The 15,814-nt window shown below is 45.9% G+C and carries 18 protein-coding genes; 9 read left to right on the forward strand and 9 right to left on the reverse strand.

Going from position 1 to position 15,814, the window contains the following annotated elements:
• Window positions 1–170: 170 nt before the first annotated feature.
• Both ABEQ74_RS22285 and ABEQ74_RS22290 read right to left on the reverse strand, forming a co-directional pair.
• The gene (locus ABEQ74_RS22285) at window positions 171–590 is read right to left on the reverse strand and encodes a helix-turn-helix transcriptional regulator (protein ID WP_430124343.1); all 420 of its coding nucleotides are present in this window, start codon (window positions 588–590) and stop codon (window positions 171–173) included.
• 162 nt (window positions 591–752) lie between these two features.
• Complete coding sequence (locus tag ABEQ74_RS22290; RefSeq protein WP_430124345.1) at window positions 753–1,430, reverse strand: hypothetical protein; 678 nt, start codon at window positions 1,428–1,430, stop codon at window positions 753–755.
• A 316-nt stretch (window positions 1,431–1,746) separates the two neighbouring features.
• Between ABEQ74_RS22290 and ABEQ74_RS22295 the strand changes: the two genes are divergently transcribed.
• Window positions 1,747–2,325: a hypothetical protein gene (locus ABEQ74_RS22295; protein ID WP_430124346.1), complete on the forward strand. Its 579-nt coding sequence runs from the start codon at window positions 1,747–1,749 to the stop codon at window positions 2,323–2,325.
• A 125-nt stretch (window positions 2,326–2,450) separates the two neighbouring features.
• On the opposite strand, the gene ABEQ74_RS22300 is transcribed toward ABEQ74_RS22295, so the two are convergent.
• Together ABEQ74_RS22300 and ABEQ74_RS22305 are read right to left on the reverse strand one after the other, a co-directional pair.
• Complete coding sequence (locus tag ABEQ74_RS22300) at window positions 2,451–3,182, reverse strand: hypothetical protein (RefSeq protein ID WP_430124347.1); 732 nt, start codon at window positions 3,180–3,182, stop codon at window positions 2,451–2,453.
• Between the two features lie 244 nt (window positions 3,183–3,426).
• Window positions 3,427–3,585, reverse strand: coding sequence for a hypothetical protein (locus tag ABEQ74_RS22305; RefSeq protein WP_165593366.1), 159 nt, complete (start codon window positions 3,583–3,585; stop codon window positions 3,427–3,429).
• A gap of 219 nt (window positions 3,586–3,804) precedes the next feature.
• On the opposite strand from ABEQ74_RS22305, the gene ABEQ74_RS22310 reads away from it, so the two are divergent.
• The 6 genes from ABEQ74_RS22310 (at window position 3,805) to queF (ending at window position 7,807) form a co-directional block, all read left to right on the forward strand.
• Window positions 3,805–4,257 carry a hypothetical protein gene (locus ABEQ74_RS22310; RefSeq protein ID WP_430124349.1) on the forward strand — a complete coding sequence of 151 codons (453 nt, stop codon included), beginning with the start codon at window positions 3,805–3,807 and terminating at the stop codon, window positions 4,255–4,257.
• Between the two features lie 52 nt (window positions 4,258–4,309).
• Complete coding sequence (locus ABEQ74_RS22315) at window positions 4,310–5,014, forward strand: AIM24 family protein (RefSeq protein ID WP_430124350.1); 705 nt, start codon at window positions 4,310–4,312, stop codon at window positions 5,012–5,014.
• A 276-nt stretch (window positions 5,015–5,290) separates the two neighbouring features.
• Entirely contained in the window at window positions 5,291–5,968 is a 678-nt protein-coding gene (queC, locus tag ABEQ74_RS22320) for a 7-cyano-7-deazaguanine synthase QueC (protein ID WP_430124615.1), read from the forward strand.
• Window positions 5,965–6,456: a 6-carboxytetrahydropterin synthase QueD gene (queD, locus tag ABEQ74_RS22325; protein ID WP_430124351.1), complete on the forward strand. Its 492-nt coding sequence runs from the start codon at window positions 5,965–5,967 to the stop codon at window positions 6,454–6,456. Before queC ends, queD begins: the two co-directional genes overlap by 4 nt.
• Complete coding sequence (queE, locus tag ABEQ74_RS22330; protein WP_430124352.1) at window positions 6,449–7,243, forward strand: 7-carboxy-7-deazaguanine synthase QueE; 795 nt, start codon at window positions 6,449–6,451, stop codon at window positions 7,241–7,243. Before queD ends, queE begins: the two co-directional genes overlap by 8 nt.
• 66 nt (window positions 7,244–7,309) lie before the next feature.
• Window positions 7,310–7,807, forward strand: coding sequence for a preQ(1) synthase (queF, locus tag ABEQ74_RS22335; RefSeq protein ID WP_430124353.1), 498 nt, complete (start codon window positions 7,310–7,312; stop codon window positions 7,805–7,807).
• Between the two features lie 91 nt (window positions 7,808–7,898).
• Here queF and ABEQ74_RS22340 read toward each other — a convergent pair whose 3' ends face one another.
• From ABEQ74_RS22340 to ABEQ74_RS22350, 3 genes are all read right to left on the reverse strand, one after another.
• Window positions 7,899–8,789, reverse strand: a complete 891-nt coding sequence (locus ABEQ74_RS22340; protein WP_430124355.1) for an EcsC family protein — start codon at window positions 8,787–8,789, stop codon at window positions 7,899–7,901.
• A 174-nt stretch (window positions 8,790–8,963) separates the two neighbouring features.
• Window positions 8,964–9,437 carry a Dps family protein gene (locus ABEQ74_RS22345; RefSeq protein ID WP_430124356.1) on the reverse strand — a complete coding sequence of 158 codons (474 nt, stop codon included), beginning with the start codon at window positions 9,435–9,437 and terminating at the stop codon, window positions 8,964–8,966.
• 206 nt (window positions 9,438–9,643) lie between these two features.
• Complete coding sequence (locus ABEQ74_RS22350; RefSeq protein ID WP_430124357.1) at window positions 9,644–11,092, reverse strand: potassium/proton antiporter; 1,449 nt, start codon at window positions 11,090–11,092, stop codon at window positions 9,644–9,646.
• Between the two features lie 219 nt (window positions 11,093–11,311).
• Between ABEQ74_RS22350 and ABEQ74_RS22355 the strand changes: the two genes are divergently transcribed.
• The gene (locus ABEQ74_RS22355) at window positions 11,312–12,421 is read left to right on the forward strand and encodes a GNAT family N-acetyltransferase (protein ID WP_430124358.1); all 1,110 of its coding nucleotides are present in this window, start codon (window positions 11,312–11,314) and stop codon (window positions 12,419–12,421) included.
• A gap of 339 nt (window positions 12,422–12,760) precedes the next feature.
• Entirely contained in the window at window positions 12,761–13,066 is a 306-nt protein-coding gene (locus ABEQ74_RS22360) for a hypothetical protein (protein ID WP_430124359.1), read from the forward strand.
• On the opposite strand, the gene ABEQ74_RS22365 is transcribed toward ABEQ74_RS22360, so the two are convergent.
• Window positions 13,055–13,729 (reverse strand): general stress protein, encoded by a 675-nt coding sequence (locus ABEQ74_RS22365; RefSeq protein ID WP_430124361.1) that lies wholly within the window; start codon window positions 13,727–13,729, stop codon window positions 13,055–13,057. The genes ABEQ74_RS22360 and ABEQ74_RS22365 overlap by 12 nt on opposite strands.
• Window positions 13,730–13,866: 137 nt before the next feature.
• Window positions 13,867–15,756, reverse strand: coding sequence for an ATP-binding protein (locus ABEQ74_RS22370; protein ID WP_430124362.1), 1,890 nt, complete (start codon window positions 15,754–15,756; stop codon window positions 13,867–13,869).
• Window positions 15,757–15,814 lie beyond the last annotated feature (58 nt).

Below are 15,814 nucleotides of genomic sequence, written 5' to 3' on the forward strand. Positions count from 1 at the left end.
ATTTGTCGCTATTTTATCATATATTCATTTATTTTGGTATAATATTCCTATATTGAATCTATTTTACTAGTCCTAGCATGTCTGCTTCCGGCAAATTTATCACCCTAAACATGACAAAACCCCGCCGATAGACACAAGAGTATGTGTACTTTCGGGCGAGGTTCTATTTGCTACGAGTCGTTGGGATTAGGTATAAAATTCGTAAAGGTTTCCTCTCGGTCCCCAGCCTGAATCTCCGCTTTTTCCGTGCTTTGCTTATATACAGCAGCCAACACTTTCTCATAAGCGGTTTCAAATTCATCGGGCAGCATCGGCTTGATTTTTTCCATAATCGTCAGCAGCTTGTATAAAGCCTGTACTTCCTCTTCAGATAAACCAAGCGGATACATTGCAAAATGCCCAATGAACGTATAACCTCGGCCTCGGCCTTGGTGTGTGATCGGAATATGCATTGCGCTGAGGGCATCCATATCCCGATAAATGGTTCTTTCACTGGTTCCACAACGATCGGCGAGCTCACGGGCCAGTATTCCCGGCCTTGCTTGTACAAGGGTTATGATTCTCATTAGTCGGATCAGTCGGTCTGTCATATGGCATTCTCCCTATCTGTCTAGTAAATTCGACATATATTCCTTGATCACTAAGTAGTACATTCGACCCTCATATCATTTTTCCTTTTTTAGATACAGATTCTTTATTCCTACTTAATTTCCCGTCTATAGTCCCTTTTATGTTTGCGTTTTCAGAACTGATTATGGATCGAAGGTATTTCTATACAGTCCATTTAACTTATACAGGACCTCCGCCTCCTGCAAATAATCGATATCATCAAATCGAATGGCATAGAGCAGCATCTGGTCTGCCTGCCTAAGAATAAGCCGTTCCCCAAGCCCTAAATTCCCGTGCTGCATCTCTCCCCTTGCTTGCTGCAATGCGGAAGCATTTTGATAGAATTTCAGCGCCTTCTCAACACGGTAATCCACTCTTCGGTATTTTAATGCCGTGTGGTTGCTGAATTGTAAGGGTATCGTACGGGAAGGCTGTAAAACCACCTTTTGTTTTTGAGTATCCATATATGTCCATAATGCCGTTATGATGGGATATACACCGGATTGCCGTGCTCCTACTCTCAGTCCAAGCACTAATTGCTTGGTTTTCCCTGCAAACAGAGATCCTAAAGACAACGAGATATTACGATCATTGAGTACCTCCCCTTGACATCCATACATAGATTCCAACTGCACATCTTCTCCTAATTGGAGATGCAGTTGGATATCTTCAGCAATGCACCGGTTCATGTCTTTGGACTGCTTATTTTGCCTGATGACACCAGTCCTCCACTCGATCAGCAGAAAGACTTGACTAGTGTCGCCAGCGAATACATGGCTGTGACTCCATGTGAAATCCGAATACAAGCCAGACTGCAACACATCCACCTCTTTCCTGTTCTTCTAATAATGTACCAATTCGGATGGACATCACACTGTCATGGAACATATGTTCCTTGTTTTTATTCGACAAAAAAAGACCTCAGCCCTATAAGCTGTGGTCTTTTTAATGTGATTATAATAATACGGTATTGACTATGGCGAGCAGTACCGTATAAATTCAACTTTAAGATCACAATCAGTCATGACAGACGGAAGCGACACATTTAAAAACCGAAACGTAACCTCCCCTTCAACCTACGACAAAGGCGAATTGAAGTACAAATGGGGAATTAAATAAATTGGGGAGGATTATCTAATGTTGCTAAAAAAGAAAAGTACTATTATTTCTCTTGTTTTGGCTCTCATTCTTGCTACATGCTGCTTTTATTATTTTGCTATTTATAATTCTGTACGTGACATATATGTATCCTCGGATTATGTTGGATATTCTACAGGTAATGGACTATTAAATGATGCTGAATTAGTTGTCATTGGCAGCCCTACCAAAGATTTTGAAGACCGAGAGATACATTTGACTGAATTACCTAAAGGCTTTGTTGCTGATATTGCTACGTTTACAGAGATTGATGTGGAAAAGGTACTAAAAGGTCCAGAAGAGGATGCAGTAGATCTTACAGTGATTGAACCCATCGGATTATATCAAACGTTTAAAGGTAAAAAAAGAATTGCGTACGAAGGGTATACCGAAATGAAAAAAGACAACAAATATTTGATCTTTTTGAAGAAAAACAGCTATGGTCAGTACAGCGTAATTAATATGCAGGCTGGTAAATTCAATCTCGATGGAACTGATCCGCAAGATTTGGCAGGAAGCCCTAGTAAAACTGAGATTTTCACAGAATTAAATACGAGTTTTTCTCAGGAATTAAAATAAGGCGGAGAATCCCACAGTGTCTACAGTCTATAACTATATTTTTCAATCGACGGATTTATGTTCCCTGTTTTTATTCGACAAAAAAAAAGACCTCAGCCCTATAAGCTGCGGTCTTTTTAATGTGATTATAATAATACTTTATTGACTATGGCGAGCAGTACCGTATAAATTCCTATTGCCATACCAATAAATTTAATCAGCTGGTTTGAACTTATCTGATACAGCTGGATGACAGCTGCGCTATTCGCTGCTAATGCTGCTAACAGAGCAAATATCAGGACGAGAATTGCCAGCTGCAATGACATAAAACTAAGCAGCCCACCTATGATCAGAACTACTCCAAATGGAAGCTGAAATGACCCCATTTTCGCAACAAATTCTTTAATATCAAGTTTTTTCTTCGTTATCATATTCCCTGTGAACCAGAATGATCCCAACAAGATCACCGTGGAAAACAGCCCCAGTAAAAGTGAACTGCTGCCTAGCCCAATATTGCCGCCGACAAGCGACATTATGCCCCAACCTGAATAAAAAAGATGCCTAACTCCGAGTCCGAACAACCAAAAACCGATGATGCTAGAGATGATACCAATCAGGCCATAAATCAATCCTGTCTGATCGCCTCGCAGATTCAGAGCATTCATCGGGTTTTTCAATAAATTCAGCAGCAATTGTCCATCAATCTGAACGCTTGAGGCGGTTTTAGCATTCGTAGGTCCAGTCGGCAACGGTGCGCTTCGTTCCGATTCAGGCTCCGTGGATGCCGCTGCTTCCGTATGGCTAGCTGTAAGTCCGTCTTTGCATTGATGTGCAACTCCTTCCTCTAATTCACTTCCGCAATGTGTACAAAATGCCATTTCTTCAAACTCCTTTTCTTTTGTTTTGTTATGTATATTAGATTTCGTTACAATCTAGTATAAAGTAGTATTGTATTATTTTGTAACTTTTTCTTCCATTAAACGTCATATTTCCACGTTTTCTCTCTTTTTTTATAACCAAACTCATGAGCCCTAATAGATTCTTCAAAAGCTCCTAAACATAAAAAAGAACCCGAAGCATCTCTTCGGGTTCTAAAGGTTGAGCTGTATTTTTCAGAAAATATTAACCAACTACTGCAGCCGGATGGGACTTCGAATCCCCCGTAAAGCGATCCGTACGTTGAATCGGTGCGTAAGTCACTTTATCGATCCATAGGCCGTCCCCTACAGGCTTTCCATTCACAGTAATCATAATTTTTTTCATATTATTCTCTTTCATCATCATCGTATCTCCTTTTATCTGTTAACTCATGTATATGATCGTTTCGTTTGGATGGTTGAAGCGGGCTGACTTCATTACATTACCCTCTCTTTGCGAACGTTAAACAGTCAGTCTTCTAATGGTTCACTTCCCTCCCGATTTTGGGTAAAGTATAGTAATAGAAACCTGTCGGAATCTGATACGTATTTACTATCAATATTCGAATGGTGGTGATCCCTCATGCATAAACCGACAAAATCCAGGCTGATTCGTCTCTCTCTTATACTGCTCGTTGCCGGGATCGCGTTGCCTGCCGGTGAACGGACCGCCAGCGCTAATTACTTAGGTAATGTATATGATAGTATTGAGCAATTTTCCAGTCTCCCTGATGAAATTAATCAGCTCAAGAACAACTACAACCAGGCCTTGCAAGAACTTGATAGAGTCAAGAATGATGCTGAACGTCTGCTCGAGCAAAATGGAACATTAGCAGAACAAAACTCCAATTTGGCAGAACAGAATCAGCAGCTAAACCAAATGGTGCACCAGCTTCAGGAGGCTGAGGCAGTACGAAAGCGAGGGGCAGATCGTCTAAAGACGATAGCCATCACCGCCGTGGCTTTGGCTGCCGGATATTTTGTCATAATTCGTCTCCTGCGCTTCGGCATGCGGAGGACTAACCGTATTAAATAGGACAAGCTCTTTTCAATCGATATCATTCATATAGACAAAGGGAGGCTTGCCCATGATTATTCGGATGGAAGATGCAGTTGGCAGCGGAGCAGGTCAGGCGGTTACGTTCTCCTTGACTGATGGAGACATGGTCCATATTCTTCATCCAGAACAGATCGTAGCTTACCGCGGTCCCTCCTCGGGCCGCAGCGACCGTCTGATGAATGTAAAAGGCATCTACCGCAAGAAAAAGCTGATCCGAGCGGACATTACTGGGCCTAGCCAGTTCACGGCTGCGCTTCCTGCCGGCTTTAGCATGCATGAGATTCAGCTTGAAGGCGAGCAGGATATGCTGTATGATTTTCGGCATGTTTTCTTTTATACTCAGCATATTACGATGCAGACACGGATTCTAAAAATCAAAAATATGCTGGTCACCCGGGATGCCATAAAAATGAAGTTTTCCGGCAAAGGAAGCATTGGCATTCTAACACAGGGCCCGGTTTGCAAAGTCAAACTGCATCCTACCGAGCCGCTGTATGTTGATGCAGGAAGTATCATTGCGTATCCCGAAGCAGCTAAGCTTGACCTGACCGTATACGGCAATCATCTGGCCAGCCAGCATATGAACTATCACTGGAAACTGACTGGTGACGGTTATGTGTTGTTTCAAGCAGGACGCCAGAATCAACGGCTCGTGAACGAATTAAACGACGAGGGAATCATCAAGCGTTTTCTTCGGGAAGCAATTCCCTTTGGCGGAGTGTTTATCAAATAACCGGGCCGTGCTATAATGGAGTAAATTATGAGACTGCAAGCCGATAAACGGCCTATGTGGTCACTAGACAACAGAAGACAATCCACTCACCTATAACGGTGTGTGGGAGAGGTTCGTGAACTCCCTCTATAAAAAACTATCGTGTCTTGTTCGATGCCTCGCATCCTAAGAATAAGGCTTGTTTTTTTACGGACTCAGTTCAATGAACTTCTCTTTCTTCTACGGGATCAGCCCTGTCAGGCTGTTCTTAATTTATGAAGGATGAGAGGTTTTTTTATGCTTAAAGATGAAAAAGCAGTCGTCGTTTTCAGCGGTGGCCAAGATAGTACCACCTGCCTCTTCTGGGCGAAGGAACGCTTCGCCGAGGTCGAGACGGTCACATTCGATTATGGCCAACGCCATAAATTAGAAATAGAATGCGCAGCCCAAATTGCCAAAGAGCAGGGTGTAAAGCAAACTGTGCTTGATATGAGCCTGCTTAATCAGCTGGCGCCCAATGCGCTCACGCGCAGCGATATTGAGATCGCCGAAGGCGAAGGCATGCCGACGACCTTCGTGGAAGGACGGAACTTGCTGTTTCTCAGTTTTGCCGCTGTCCTGGCTAAGGGGATCGGGGCTAAACATTTGATTACAGGCGTATGTGAGACGGATTTCAGCGGTTATCCCGATTGCCGGGACAGCTTCATTAAATCGCTCAACGTTACGCTGAACCTGGCCATGGATTATCCATTTGTCATTCATACGCCGCTCATGTGGCTCGACAAGTCAGAAACCTGGGAGCTCGCCGACCAGATGAATGCCCTCGAATATGTTCGTGATTATACGTTGACCTGCTATAACGGCATTAAGGGAGATGGCTGCGGGGAATGTCCAGCCTGCAAGCTGAGAAAAGCGGGACTCGACAAATATTTACAGCACCGTACCCGCATGACCGAAGGGGGGCGCCTAGTATGAGCCGTGAGCCCGGGGCTTTCCGCATTGTAGAGCATCTGCAGAAGCTTGGCGAGGACATCGATGCATCAAGCCTGCGTTACCACCGGAAGCGGGTACTGGTTTCCAAAGAGTTTACCTTTGATGCTGCACATCATCTGCATTGTTACGAAGGAAAATGCAAAAACCTGCATGGGCACACGTACAAAGCGGTCTTTGGCATCAGCGGTATCCCGAATGAAGTCGGCATCACCATCGATTTCGGAGACATTAAGGATTGCTGGAAAACGGAAATCGAACCCTATTTGGATCATCGCTATTTGAACGAGACCCTGCCGCCAATGAATACAACTGCAGAAAACATGGTGGTTTGGCTGTTTGAAAAAATGGAGGAGGCCCTCAGCAGTAGAGAGTGCCATATACAACAAGGCGCACGAACGGAATTCGTCCGCTTGTTCGAGACACCAACCAGCTATGCCGAGGTCAGACGGGAGTGGATGATCCATGAATGATACGCATGTAACGCCTGCTCATGATTCAGGCAGTGCTTCGTCTCCCACCTTAACGGTGGAACGTCCGATTCCCGTGATGGAGATCTTCGGTCCAACCGTCCAAGGAGAAGGGATGGTCGTTGGCCGCAAAACGATGTTCGTTCGCACGGCGGGCTGTGATTATCGCTGTTCCTGGTGCGATTCCGCGTTTACGTGGGACGGTTCCGCTAAGGATACCATCTCGCTTATGAATGCAGAGGAGATTTGGCAGGAACTGTACCGCCTGGGCGGAGAACGCTTTGATCACGTTACACTGTCTGGTGGCAACCCGGCTCTTCTTTCCCAGCTCGGAACGCTTGTGGATGAGCTGCATCGACATGGTATTACCGTTGCCGTGGAGACTCAGGGCTCACGCTGGCAGGATTGGTTGAATGATATTGATGAAGTCACCATTTCTCCAAAACCGCCCAGTTCAGGCATGGATACCGACTGGGGTAAGCTCGATGATATCATCTCCCGCTTATCGGCTCGTCCCCCCGGGAGGACTTACAGCCTCAAAGTGGTGATATTCGACGATAAAGATCTATCCTATGCAGAGACGGTTCATGAACGTTATCCAAATGTGCCTTTTTATTTGCAAACCGGCAATCCCAATGTAGGCACAGGCAACACGCCGGAGCTTGTCTCCCATCTGCTGGGTCGATATGAGCAGCTTGTTGATGCTGTCATGCAATCCGACCGATTGAACGATGTGCGTGTTCTGCCGCAATTGCATACCCTCGTCTGGGGAAATAAACGCGGAGTTTAGTTTTGTCCGGAGCACCATTGGAAACGACCAAGGACTAATTATAGATTGATAAAGGAGTTATGAAGCATGAGTGGCAGACAAAAAGAAGAATTGCAAGACGTTACCCTGCTCGGCAATCAAGGCACGACTTACACATTCGAATATGACCCGGGCATTCTGGAGAGCTTTGACAACAAGCATCCCTACCGGGATTACTTCGTCAAATTCAACTGTCCCGAATTTACAAGCTTGTGCCCAATCACAGGCCAGCCAGATTTTGCAACCATCTATATAAGTTATATTCCGGATATTAAAATGGTGGAGAGCAAGTCCCTGAAATTGTACCTGTTCAGCTTCCGCAACCATGGTGACTTCCATGAGGATTGCGTCAATATTATCATGAATGATCTCATCAAATTGATGGATCCAAGATATATCGAGGTATGGGGCAAATTCACACCTCGCGGCGGCATTTCCATCGATCCTTACTGCAATTACGGCCGTCCGGGAACGAAGTATGAAGAGATCGCTGCCAATCGTCTGATGAACCATGACTTGTATCCTGAGAAAGTGGATAATCGATAAAAAATTTGCAAGGATATATTTGCGTTACTTCACAAAAAAAGGCTTGCCCCGTTTCAGTGGGCAGCTTTTTTTTGTACTGTCGATTTTTCGACTACAAGGGATATTCCATATTCCGAAGCCGGTATTGGAGACGCCGCTTCTTGTACAGCATTTTCCCCGCTTCGGCTACATCGCTTATAGTCCCTTTATTGCTGATTGAACCAAATACGACCCCAGCGATCGGAATAAGCTGAAACAGCTTTTTCATCCCAAAGTTATCGGTATATGACTGGACGACTTCACGCCAGCCTTGCAGCTGCGAGAATACCTGCTCCGTCGCCTGTTCATCATCAAAGTTGGCGAGCTCCTCAAGCACCGCTTTTTTACCGACGATATCAGCAGAGGCGAACTGCAAGCATTTGACGATAAACACCCGTTCCCGGGAATCGTTCGGATCATACCCGTAACAAAGCGCCATTTCCTGCAGCACTTTAAGCGATTGACCAAGCACCATCGGCAGATCGGCCGCGATCGTTAATACGCCACCAATTCCTGTTGCCGCTCCCTGTGCTGCAGCGAATTTTACTCGCTTTACCGTCAAGGCATCTGCTGCAGTATCCATAACATGAAGAGGCAATTCCGGAGCGGATGTCAACGTAAGCGTGGATTGCTCTGGTGGTGTTTCCAAATCTTCCCCGAGATCTTGGGCTACGGAGACATTCGAATCAATGTGTCTTCCCTCTCCCTCTGCTACCTTAGCCAGGATGTTCATAACCGATTGTTCGCGTACCAAATGCTTTCCGCCACTCTGAATAAATCCGCCTACCTCGTTCAGAGCGCTTCCGATTTTTTCTTGAACAGCCTTGGGCGTGAGACGATCCAGCAGCATAAATGGTATTCGTCCGAGCTTTTCCCAAAACATGACGTCCTTCTGCTCTTTCTCCCATTTCAAAATTCCCTGAAGCTGTGATTCCAGCTGTTGTCGTGATTCCATCCCTGTCATCCTCACTACTCCCCTGTCTCTAAATCAGAATAACTATAGGTATATACGTTTGCTACAAAAAAAAAGACGCACTAAATTTATAACTCAACGATACAACCTGCAACTTATGGATAACCAAAAAAGAGATCAACCTTTATCAGGTCGATCTCCCTCTCTTACATTTGGAAATACTGCTTATTTACCCAGGAATGCATTCAGCATCCAGGCATTCTTCTGAACATCGCTTACCATGCCGGTCAGCATATCGGCTGTAGCGTCGTCTCCTTCTTGAGCTGCAGCTTCAATTCCCGACTTCATCTCGCCGGCAAGCTGCTCGAAATCAGCAACCAGCTGTTTGACCATCTGCTCCGCTGTCTTCTCATCAGAAGCCTCTTGGATAGTTGCAGTCTTCAGATATTGAGCCATACTGGCTGCAGGCTTACCGCCAATGGCCAGCAAACGCTCTGCCAATTCATCCACATAATCAGCTGCCGTGTTGTAGAACTCCTCAAATTTCTCATGCAATACATAAAACTGTGGGCCTGTGACGAACCAGTGATAATGGTGCAGCTTCACGCCAAGCAAGCTCCAGTTGGCAACCTGCGTATTCAAAATCTGCTGAAGTTCATTCGTTGTCGTTTCTTGGGCATGATGGGTAACGTTGCTCATCTATATCGTCTCCTTCAATATTGTATTTAGACTTATTCTAAATCCTTGTATTAATCATACCAGAATGCTGTCTAATTTGCAAAGGAATTCAAAAGACATCAGATGAAGATAGGATGAAGAAATCCCCTCATATTTATACCCATCATATTTCATTCATTCACTCGTTCGCTATGACGGGCATCATATAGCTTTGAGCCCAGTCATTCTTAAGATAATCCCAGGATATGCTTCATATCTTTTCGCTTTTTCTTCGGATTCATAACATATAGCGTGTCTCCTGCTTCAATAACTGTGTTCCCTCTCGGTGTGATGATTCTTTTCTCTCGAATGATAGCCGTAAACAGAATATCATCCGGCAGGTTAAGCTGCTGTATCTCCTTGCCGATCATGGGCATGTCGTCATTTACAAGTACATGGTTGATCTCTGTTTCCGCTTTTCCGAGTGCCATGAGCTCTAATAAGGACGGGGTTTTGGATTTGTCCTTCTCTATAAGCGACAGCTTCTGCGTTAAAGGGGAGATGGTCGTGCCCTGAATTACCGCCGAGGTTAGGACAACAAAGAACACCACATTAAAGAATAATTCACCTTGCTTAATGCCTGCCAGAACAGGATATGTAGCCAGCACGATCGGTACAGCGCCACGAAGACCTGCCCAGGAGATCAGTATTTTCTCCCGTACGGCAAATTTGGTAAACAACAGACTGCAGAACACGCCGATGGGGCGGGCAACAAATATAAGGATCAGGGACATCAAAAGACCCTGCCATACTACCCTGGACAACTCATTAGGGAAAACAAGAAGCCCGAGCAGCACAAACATAGCTATCTGCATCATCCAGGCAAATCCTTGGTTGAATGCTTGAATCGTCTTGCGGTACGTCAGCTCCGCATTGCCGAGAACCAGAGCCATTACGTAGACGGCCAGCAATCCGCTGGCTCCAAGCCAAGCTGCTGCCGCATAACTCATCACGGCAAAACCTAAAGCCATTACGGGGTACAAACCTGAGGAATCAAAATTAATACGGTTGATCACAAACACAGCCAGCATCCCAATCAGAACCCCAATCACGAGTCCAAGTCCCATCTCCATAATGAAGGAGAGCAGCAGTCCAAATATATGGATATCGGGTTGTCCGATCCATTCAATGATGGATACAGTCAAAAATACGGCCATGGGGTCATTACTTCCTGACTCCGCTTCCAGTGTCATACGAATCCGCTTCTTCAGATTCGTCCCTCCAAGCACTGAGAAAACTGCTGCAGCATCCGTTGAACCGACAATGGCGCCAATCAGCAGCCCTTCTTTTAAAGAAATATTCAAAATATAAGTAGCACATAATCCGACAACTGTTGTGGTTAGCAGGACGCCGATTGTCGCAAGGGAAATAGCGGGGCCAAGGACGGGCTTAATTTCCTTAAAATCGGTCTGCATGCCGCCCTGAAACAAAATAACAATCAATGCGAAGATGCCCACCAGCTGCGTGAGCTCCGCATTATCATAATAAATGAATCGGCTGAGAATCATCCCGATCGCAATAAACAGAACCAGGGCAGGCATGCCGAACCGTGATGAAAACTTGGTGGTCAATACACCTGTCAGAAGCAAGGCTCCGCACAGTAATATGATAGAATCGATAAAATTTGGCAAGCTCATCCCTCCTCTGTTTAGACTCATTCATTTAGTATTACCCGAAAAAGGTTGCTTTTCCGCATATCTGTACAAGCCTGTACTGCGGTATCTGCCAACTCTGCAACGGGTATGAATTAGAGTACTTTATAAACAGTTGCAAAAATATGATAGCGTTTACTGGAAATACTGCGCCGAAAGACTTTATACTGGTAACAAGCACATACATAAGGAGGCCACAACCCAATGCATATCTCTATCATGAAAAGCGAGCAATTACCTCAAGCTGTAGAGCTGTCCAACCGTATTTTTCTAAAGCAGCCGGAACAGCCGTCTATGGGAGTTTCTTTTCCTGCGATATTTTCACCCGGAATCAGCCATTCCTACGGTGCCTGGGATCAAGACAAATTGGTATCCTTTATGGGATTTGTTCCGTTCACCATCAACACCCGCGGCGCTGAGTTAAATATATATTCCATCGGCTCTGTCTGTACGGATCCGAATTACCGTGGTCAACGACTCGCAGGCAATCTCTTGGAGCAATGTTTTCTTCATGGGGAGGCTTCAGGTGCATCCTTAATCCTCATCTCCGGCGGAAGATCACTTTACACACGAGCAGGCAGTCGCTTGTTCGGACGCGCTCTCCGATTCCGATTATCTCCGGATGTTGCTGAGCCCTTGCGGACGACAACTGGAAAACAGGTCAATATCCGAACCATGCAGCCCCAGGATCTGTTCCAGCTACACAAACTGATGGAGCAGCGGGAAGCAAGATATGCTTCAACGGCTTCAGAGCTTAACAAGCTGCTAGATGCAAGCGCATACTCCAATGTAATCCGCCTGGAGCAGAAAGTCCTGGTCGCTGAGGAAGAGGGTGCGTTGACCGCTTTTGCTATCATCGCCGTCCCTGGAACCGTGATGACTCCTTCACGAGAAGCCACCTTGGTAGAGTGGGGAGGATGTCCGGAAGCGGCAGCGCAATTGATAGCTGAAGCAATCACAGCATACAACCTTGCGGAGCTGACTGTTCCCCTTCCATGGCAGGATAGGGAGCTTGCCGCACTTATCCAATCTACGGGCATCCTGCCTGAATATATCCGGAACGATGGAACCGTGTATTTGGTAAGCGGCTCGCAGCTGCTTCATCAACTGGCTCCTCTGCTCCCGGAGGGGATGATTCAAGCAGATGGCCCGCACGGTCCCTATCGCCTTACCTTAGATAATGAAACATTACATTTGGATGATGAAGGACTGCTCTCCATCTTGTTTGATCCAGAATCCCCCCACCGTGCTAATGGCAGCATAATATTTGATCCGATCCCGCTTCCATACACGGCAGGTCTCCAGTATATTTGATGAAAAATGGAGGACCATAGGCTACGCGGTTTGCATCCTGAAAGCGTCCATGTTCCTCTGCCTGCTGACTTTGTTATATCCTTAGCCGTTTGCCTATTTCGAATTAGATGAGTGCCCTTATTCTTGATCCTACATAGAATGAAGTAACCATCTGATAGAAAGAGGTGTATGGCTTGAGTCATTACCCTAAAAGAGGGCTTCAAACCCAAGCAAATCTTGGCACTCGCGGTCTATTTCCCGGTTACCCCTCCTATCCATACCCATATTACCCGCCATTATATCCGGTTTACCCATTCCCTCCGTTCTACCCAGGGTACCCTGTTTATCCTGGATACGGCCATGGATACGGCCATGGATACGGCCATGGATACGGCCATGGATACGGCCACGGATACGGCCATGGATACGGTCCATGGCATCCGGGCAGGCCTGGGCATGGACCAGGTCCTGGACATCCCGGCGGACCTGGAGGTCCCGGACATGGGTCGGGAGGTAGACAGGGACAACGCAACAAACGGTAGTCATTGTGTTCCAGTAAAACTTCGTGAAGCAAGAATATCGATCATGAACAAACCGCCCGGTTATCTACCGGGCGGTTTGTTCATGATCTCTTCCTATATGAATACCGCATTATCATCTTTTTAGTGTATCGTTCTGGTCCAGACCATCACGCGTTGGACTCACCGAGCCCCCGTGTCCATCACCATATCCCTGATACAGATTAGGATCTGGGACTGCATCCTCGGTAGCAGAAGCTGCCTCTGAACGCGAATCTATCGGCGTACCTGTGGTGCCATAAGTACCTTCCTCTCGATAATGATGTTCATTGAGCGCACTATTATTCCGGAATATATCATAAACCCGGCCCCCATTGGATTTATCCGCATCGACCATGACAAGAATATGGCCTTCATTCACGTAGCCGCCATACTCCTCTGCCTGCTCCTCAGGAATGCCCAGACCGATCAAGCCTCCGACGAGTCCGCCAGCCCCTGCACCCACGGCTGCTCCAGTGAGGGTGGCTGCGATCGGTCCTGCAGCGATAATCGGTCCTACGCCTGGAATAGCCAGTGCACCAAGACCAGCCAACAAGCCTGTGACGCCGCCCAGCACACCGCCAGTTGCCGCTCCAGAAGCCAATCCTTCAGGTGCTTTTGTCCCTGTCTCATCCTGGATATGTGAAGATTCGTCGCGATCCTTGGCAATAACCGAGATTTCATCTGCTCTAAATCCTTGCTGCTTCAGTTCCTCGATGGCTCGGGTTGCCTCACTCTCCGTTCGAAAAGCTCCTACAATTTTCTGAGTCATATGAATTACCTCCTACTTGGTCATTTTCATAGATCACAGTACATTTTAAACTTAAACGTCAGTCTCCCTTATCAAACAAAGTGAAGAAAAAAAATATAAGGACGATGGCAAGTCATCCCCTCCCGCAGCTTGGCGAATTATTCGCCAGCTGCCGGAAGTGTAATGACGGCATCCGTCCCCACTCCTTGTTTACTCGTAAAATAAATATCTCCATCCATGGCCTCGATGATTCGAAAGGTAACCATCAGACCAAGGCCGGTTCCCTTCGTTTTATTGGAGAAATAGGGCTCTCCAAGCCGAGCTAACACCTCCGGCCCCATCCCCTCTCCATTATCCACAACATGAATAAACACCTGATTCTGTTGACGATAACAACGAATATGAACTTTTCCCTCTTCGCCGAGCGCCTCAATACTGTTCTTCACAATGTTGACGAAGGCTTGTTTGAATTTCGAGGAATTACCCCGAATCATAATATTCTCTGGAATATCGACGGTAATCTTGCCACCTTGCAGATGAGCTAGCGGGCCAAGTATGCCCTCGATATGCTTAAATTCCTCAGAAACTGATAACACCGTATCCTTGCCGACTTCCGGTTTGGCAAAGGTTAAGAAATCCGTAATAATGCCGGATGCCCGGTCCAATTCTACCAGAGCCAGCTCCAAATACTGACGTTCTGCTGCCTGGGCTTTGCCAGTAAGAAGCTGTAGGAATCCTCGGGTTACTTGCAGCGGATTGCGAACTTCATGGGCCACCGAAGCCGCAAGCTCACTGATAATTTCCATTTTCTCTGAACGCTGTAGCTCGTTGTTGAACATCTCAAGCTCCTTGGAATATTGCAGTATCTGTTTATGGTTGTTGGCAAAATGCCGTCCAAGAATGATGATGAGCGCAATAATAAAACTAACAACTCCCCACTTCCACAAAAAGAAATTGTAGCTGCCCCGGGATATAATATATTGCAGCAGTTCCCCTATGCTAATGATTGCGAACACGGCAAAGCCTGCATTAAAAATAACGGCATCCTTATTCCCCTTAACGGCATAATATAAGGAGCTCACAATCAGTAATAAGAATTGAATGGCTATGGCAATCCCCATAACTTGAACCGAGAAGAAATAATACACATCGAACCATTGATTCGAAGTCCATTGGTTGACAAGCATCAAGAGCACGCAGAACAGAGAGTAGGCGATTTGGACTTTACGAACGGTTCGTAATATTCCTTTCCAGCCTGATCCGAAGATGATTTCAAAAAAGAGAATTATCGAAGGCATTAAAATAAATAAGGAGCAGTCATATAAAAGGGTATAAAGATTTCCGTGCTCATTAAAAATCGTATAGAGAAAAGGGGAGTAAGTAAAAATTAATATACCAACCGATAAAATAACGAAAGATAACGACAGTACGGCGTACACATACTTCCTGTTAAGAAAAAAAACACAGATCATCATCGACATAGCAATAAATATGAAGGCGCTGCCGAGAATGATATCCGCCATGTTCGACTTAACAAACCGGTTCAGCAGATCATGATATTCCCCGACAAAGATTTTACCTTCAACGTTTACATGATCCTTTGGGGTTTCAAGCCAGATATGCAGATCCTTACCTAGCAATTCCTTATGCAGCGGCAATAAAATGTAGTTCAGCTCATAGTTGTAAGTTCGGGTAGATTCATAAATCTTCACATGATCTGCATAAACTGCAACTTGTTTCCCTTGCAGCTTATCAATCAGCAGACCCGGAGATGCTGAATTACTCTCGGGAATCTTCATCTGAACCCAAACGCTTGCCTTGCCATACGGCTTAAAAGGCTCAAAGGTTCCTGATGAAGCTTCCGTCCAGCCTTCCCCTTGGGCAGGGACGTTGTCGGGGATCATCTTGGATTCAGACCAGAGGATGCTCCACTCCGTAATCGCTGACTGGGCTGCCGTTTCTTCAACTGCAATGACATACCTGGGGAACCCCTGGCTTAAAGCAATAACGATGATCAGGAACACGGCGATTCTCCATCCAGACCTCATTGACGCACCTCAAACATTATAATGGGTGGAACTCTTACTCAGTTATTCGATGCAGCAA

Origin of the sequence: Paenibacillus solani (genome assembly GCF_050475945.1) — a bacterium.
GTDB lineage: Bacteria > Bacillota > Bacilli > Paenibacillales > Paenibacillaceae > Paenibacillus_AQ > Paenibacillus_AQ solani_A.

Excerpts from the sequence above, each read along its gene's own strand:
- ABEQ74_RS22285 (WP_430124343.1), bottom strand. The coding sequence starts at position 590 with ATGACAGACCGACTGATCCGACTAATGAGAATCATAACCCTTGTACAA.
- ABEQ74_RS22295 (WP_430124346.1), top strand. The coding sequence starts at position 1,747 with ATGTTGCTAAAAAAGAAAAGTACTATTATTTCTCTTGTTTTGGCTCTC.
- ABEQ74_RS22300 (WP_430124347.1), bottom strand. The coding sequence starts at position 3,182 with ATGGCATTTTGTACACATTGCGGAAGTGAATTAGAGGAAGGAGTTGCA.
- ABEQ74_RS22305 (WP_165593366.1), bottom strand. The coding sequence starts at position 3,585 with ATGATGAAAGAGAATAATATGAAAAAAATTATGATTACTGTGAATGGA.
- ABEQ74_RS22310 (WP_430124349.1), top strand. The coding sequence starts at position 3,805 with ATGCATAAACCGACAAAATCCAGGCTGATTCGTCTCTCTCTTATACTG.
- ABEQ74_RS22315 (WP_430124350.1), top strand. The coding sequence starts at position 4,310 with ATGATTATTCGGATGGAAGATGCAGTTGGCAGCGGAGCAGGTCAGGCG.
- queC (WP_430124615.1), top strand. The coding sequence starts at position 5,291 with ATGCTTAAAGATGAAAAAGCAGTCGTCGTTTTCAGCGGTGGCCAAGAT.
- queD (WP_430124351.1), top strand. The coding sequence starts at position 5,965 with ATGAGCCGTGAGCCCGGGGCTTTCCGCATTGTAGAGCATCTGCAGAAG.
- queE (WP_430124352.1), top strand. The coding sequence starts at position 6,449 with ATGAATGATACGCATGTAACGCCTGCTCATGATTCAGGCAGTGCTTCG.
- queF (WP_430124353.1), top strand. The coding sequence starts at position 7,310 with ATGAGTGGCAGACAAAAAGAAGAATTGCAAGACGTTACCCTGCTCGGC.
- ABEQ74_RS22340 (WP_430124355.1), bottom strand. The coding sequence starts at position 8,789 with ATGACAGGGATGGAATCACGACAACAGCTGGAATCACAGCTTCAGGGA.
- ABEQ74_RS22345 (WP_430124356.1), bottom strand. The coding sequence starts at position 9,437 with ATGAGCAACGTTACCCATCATGCCCAAGAAACGACAACGAATGAACTT.
- ABEQ74_RS22350 (WP_430124357.1), bottom strand. The coding sequence starts at position 11,092 with ATGAGCTTGCCAAATTTTATCGATTCTATCATATTACTGTGCGGAGCC.
- ABEQ74_RS22355 (WP_430124358.1), top strand. The coding sequence starts at position 11,312 with ATGCATATCTCTATCATGAAAAGCGAGCAATTACCTCAAGCTGTAGAG.
- ABEQ74_RS22360 (WP_430124359.1), top strand. The coding sequence starts at position 12,761 with ATGGATACGGCCATGGATACGGCCATGGATACGGCCATGGATACGGCC.
- ABEQ74_RS22365 (WP_430124361.1), bottom strand. The coding sequence starts at position 13,729 with ATGACTCAGAAAATTGTAGGAGCTTTTCGAACGGAGAGTGAGGCAACC.
- ABEQ74_RS22370 (WP_430124362.1), bottom strand. The coding sequence starts at position 15,756 with ATGAGGTCTGGATGGAGAATCGCCGTGTTCCTGATCATCGTTATTGCT.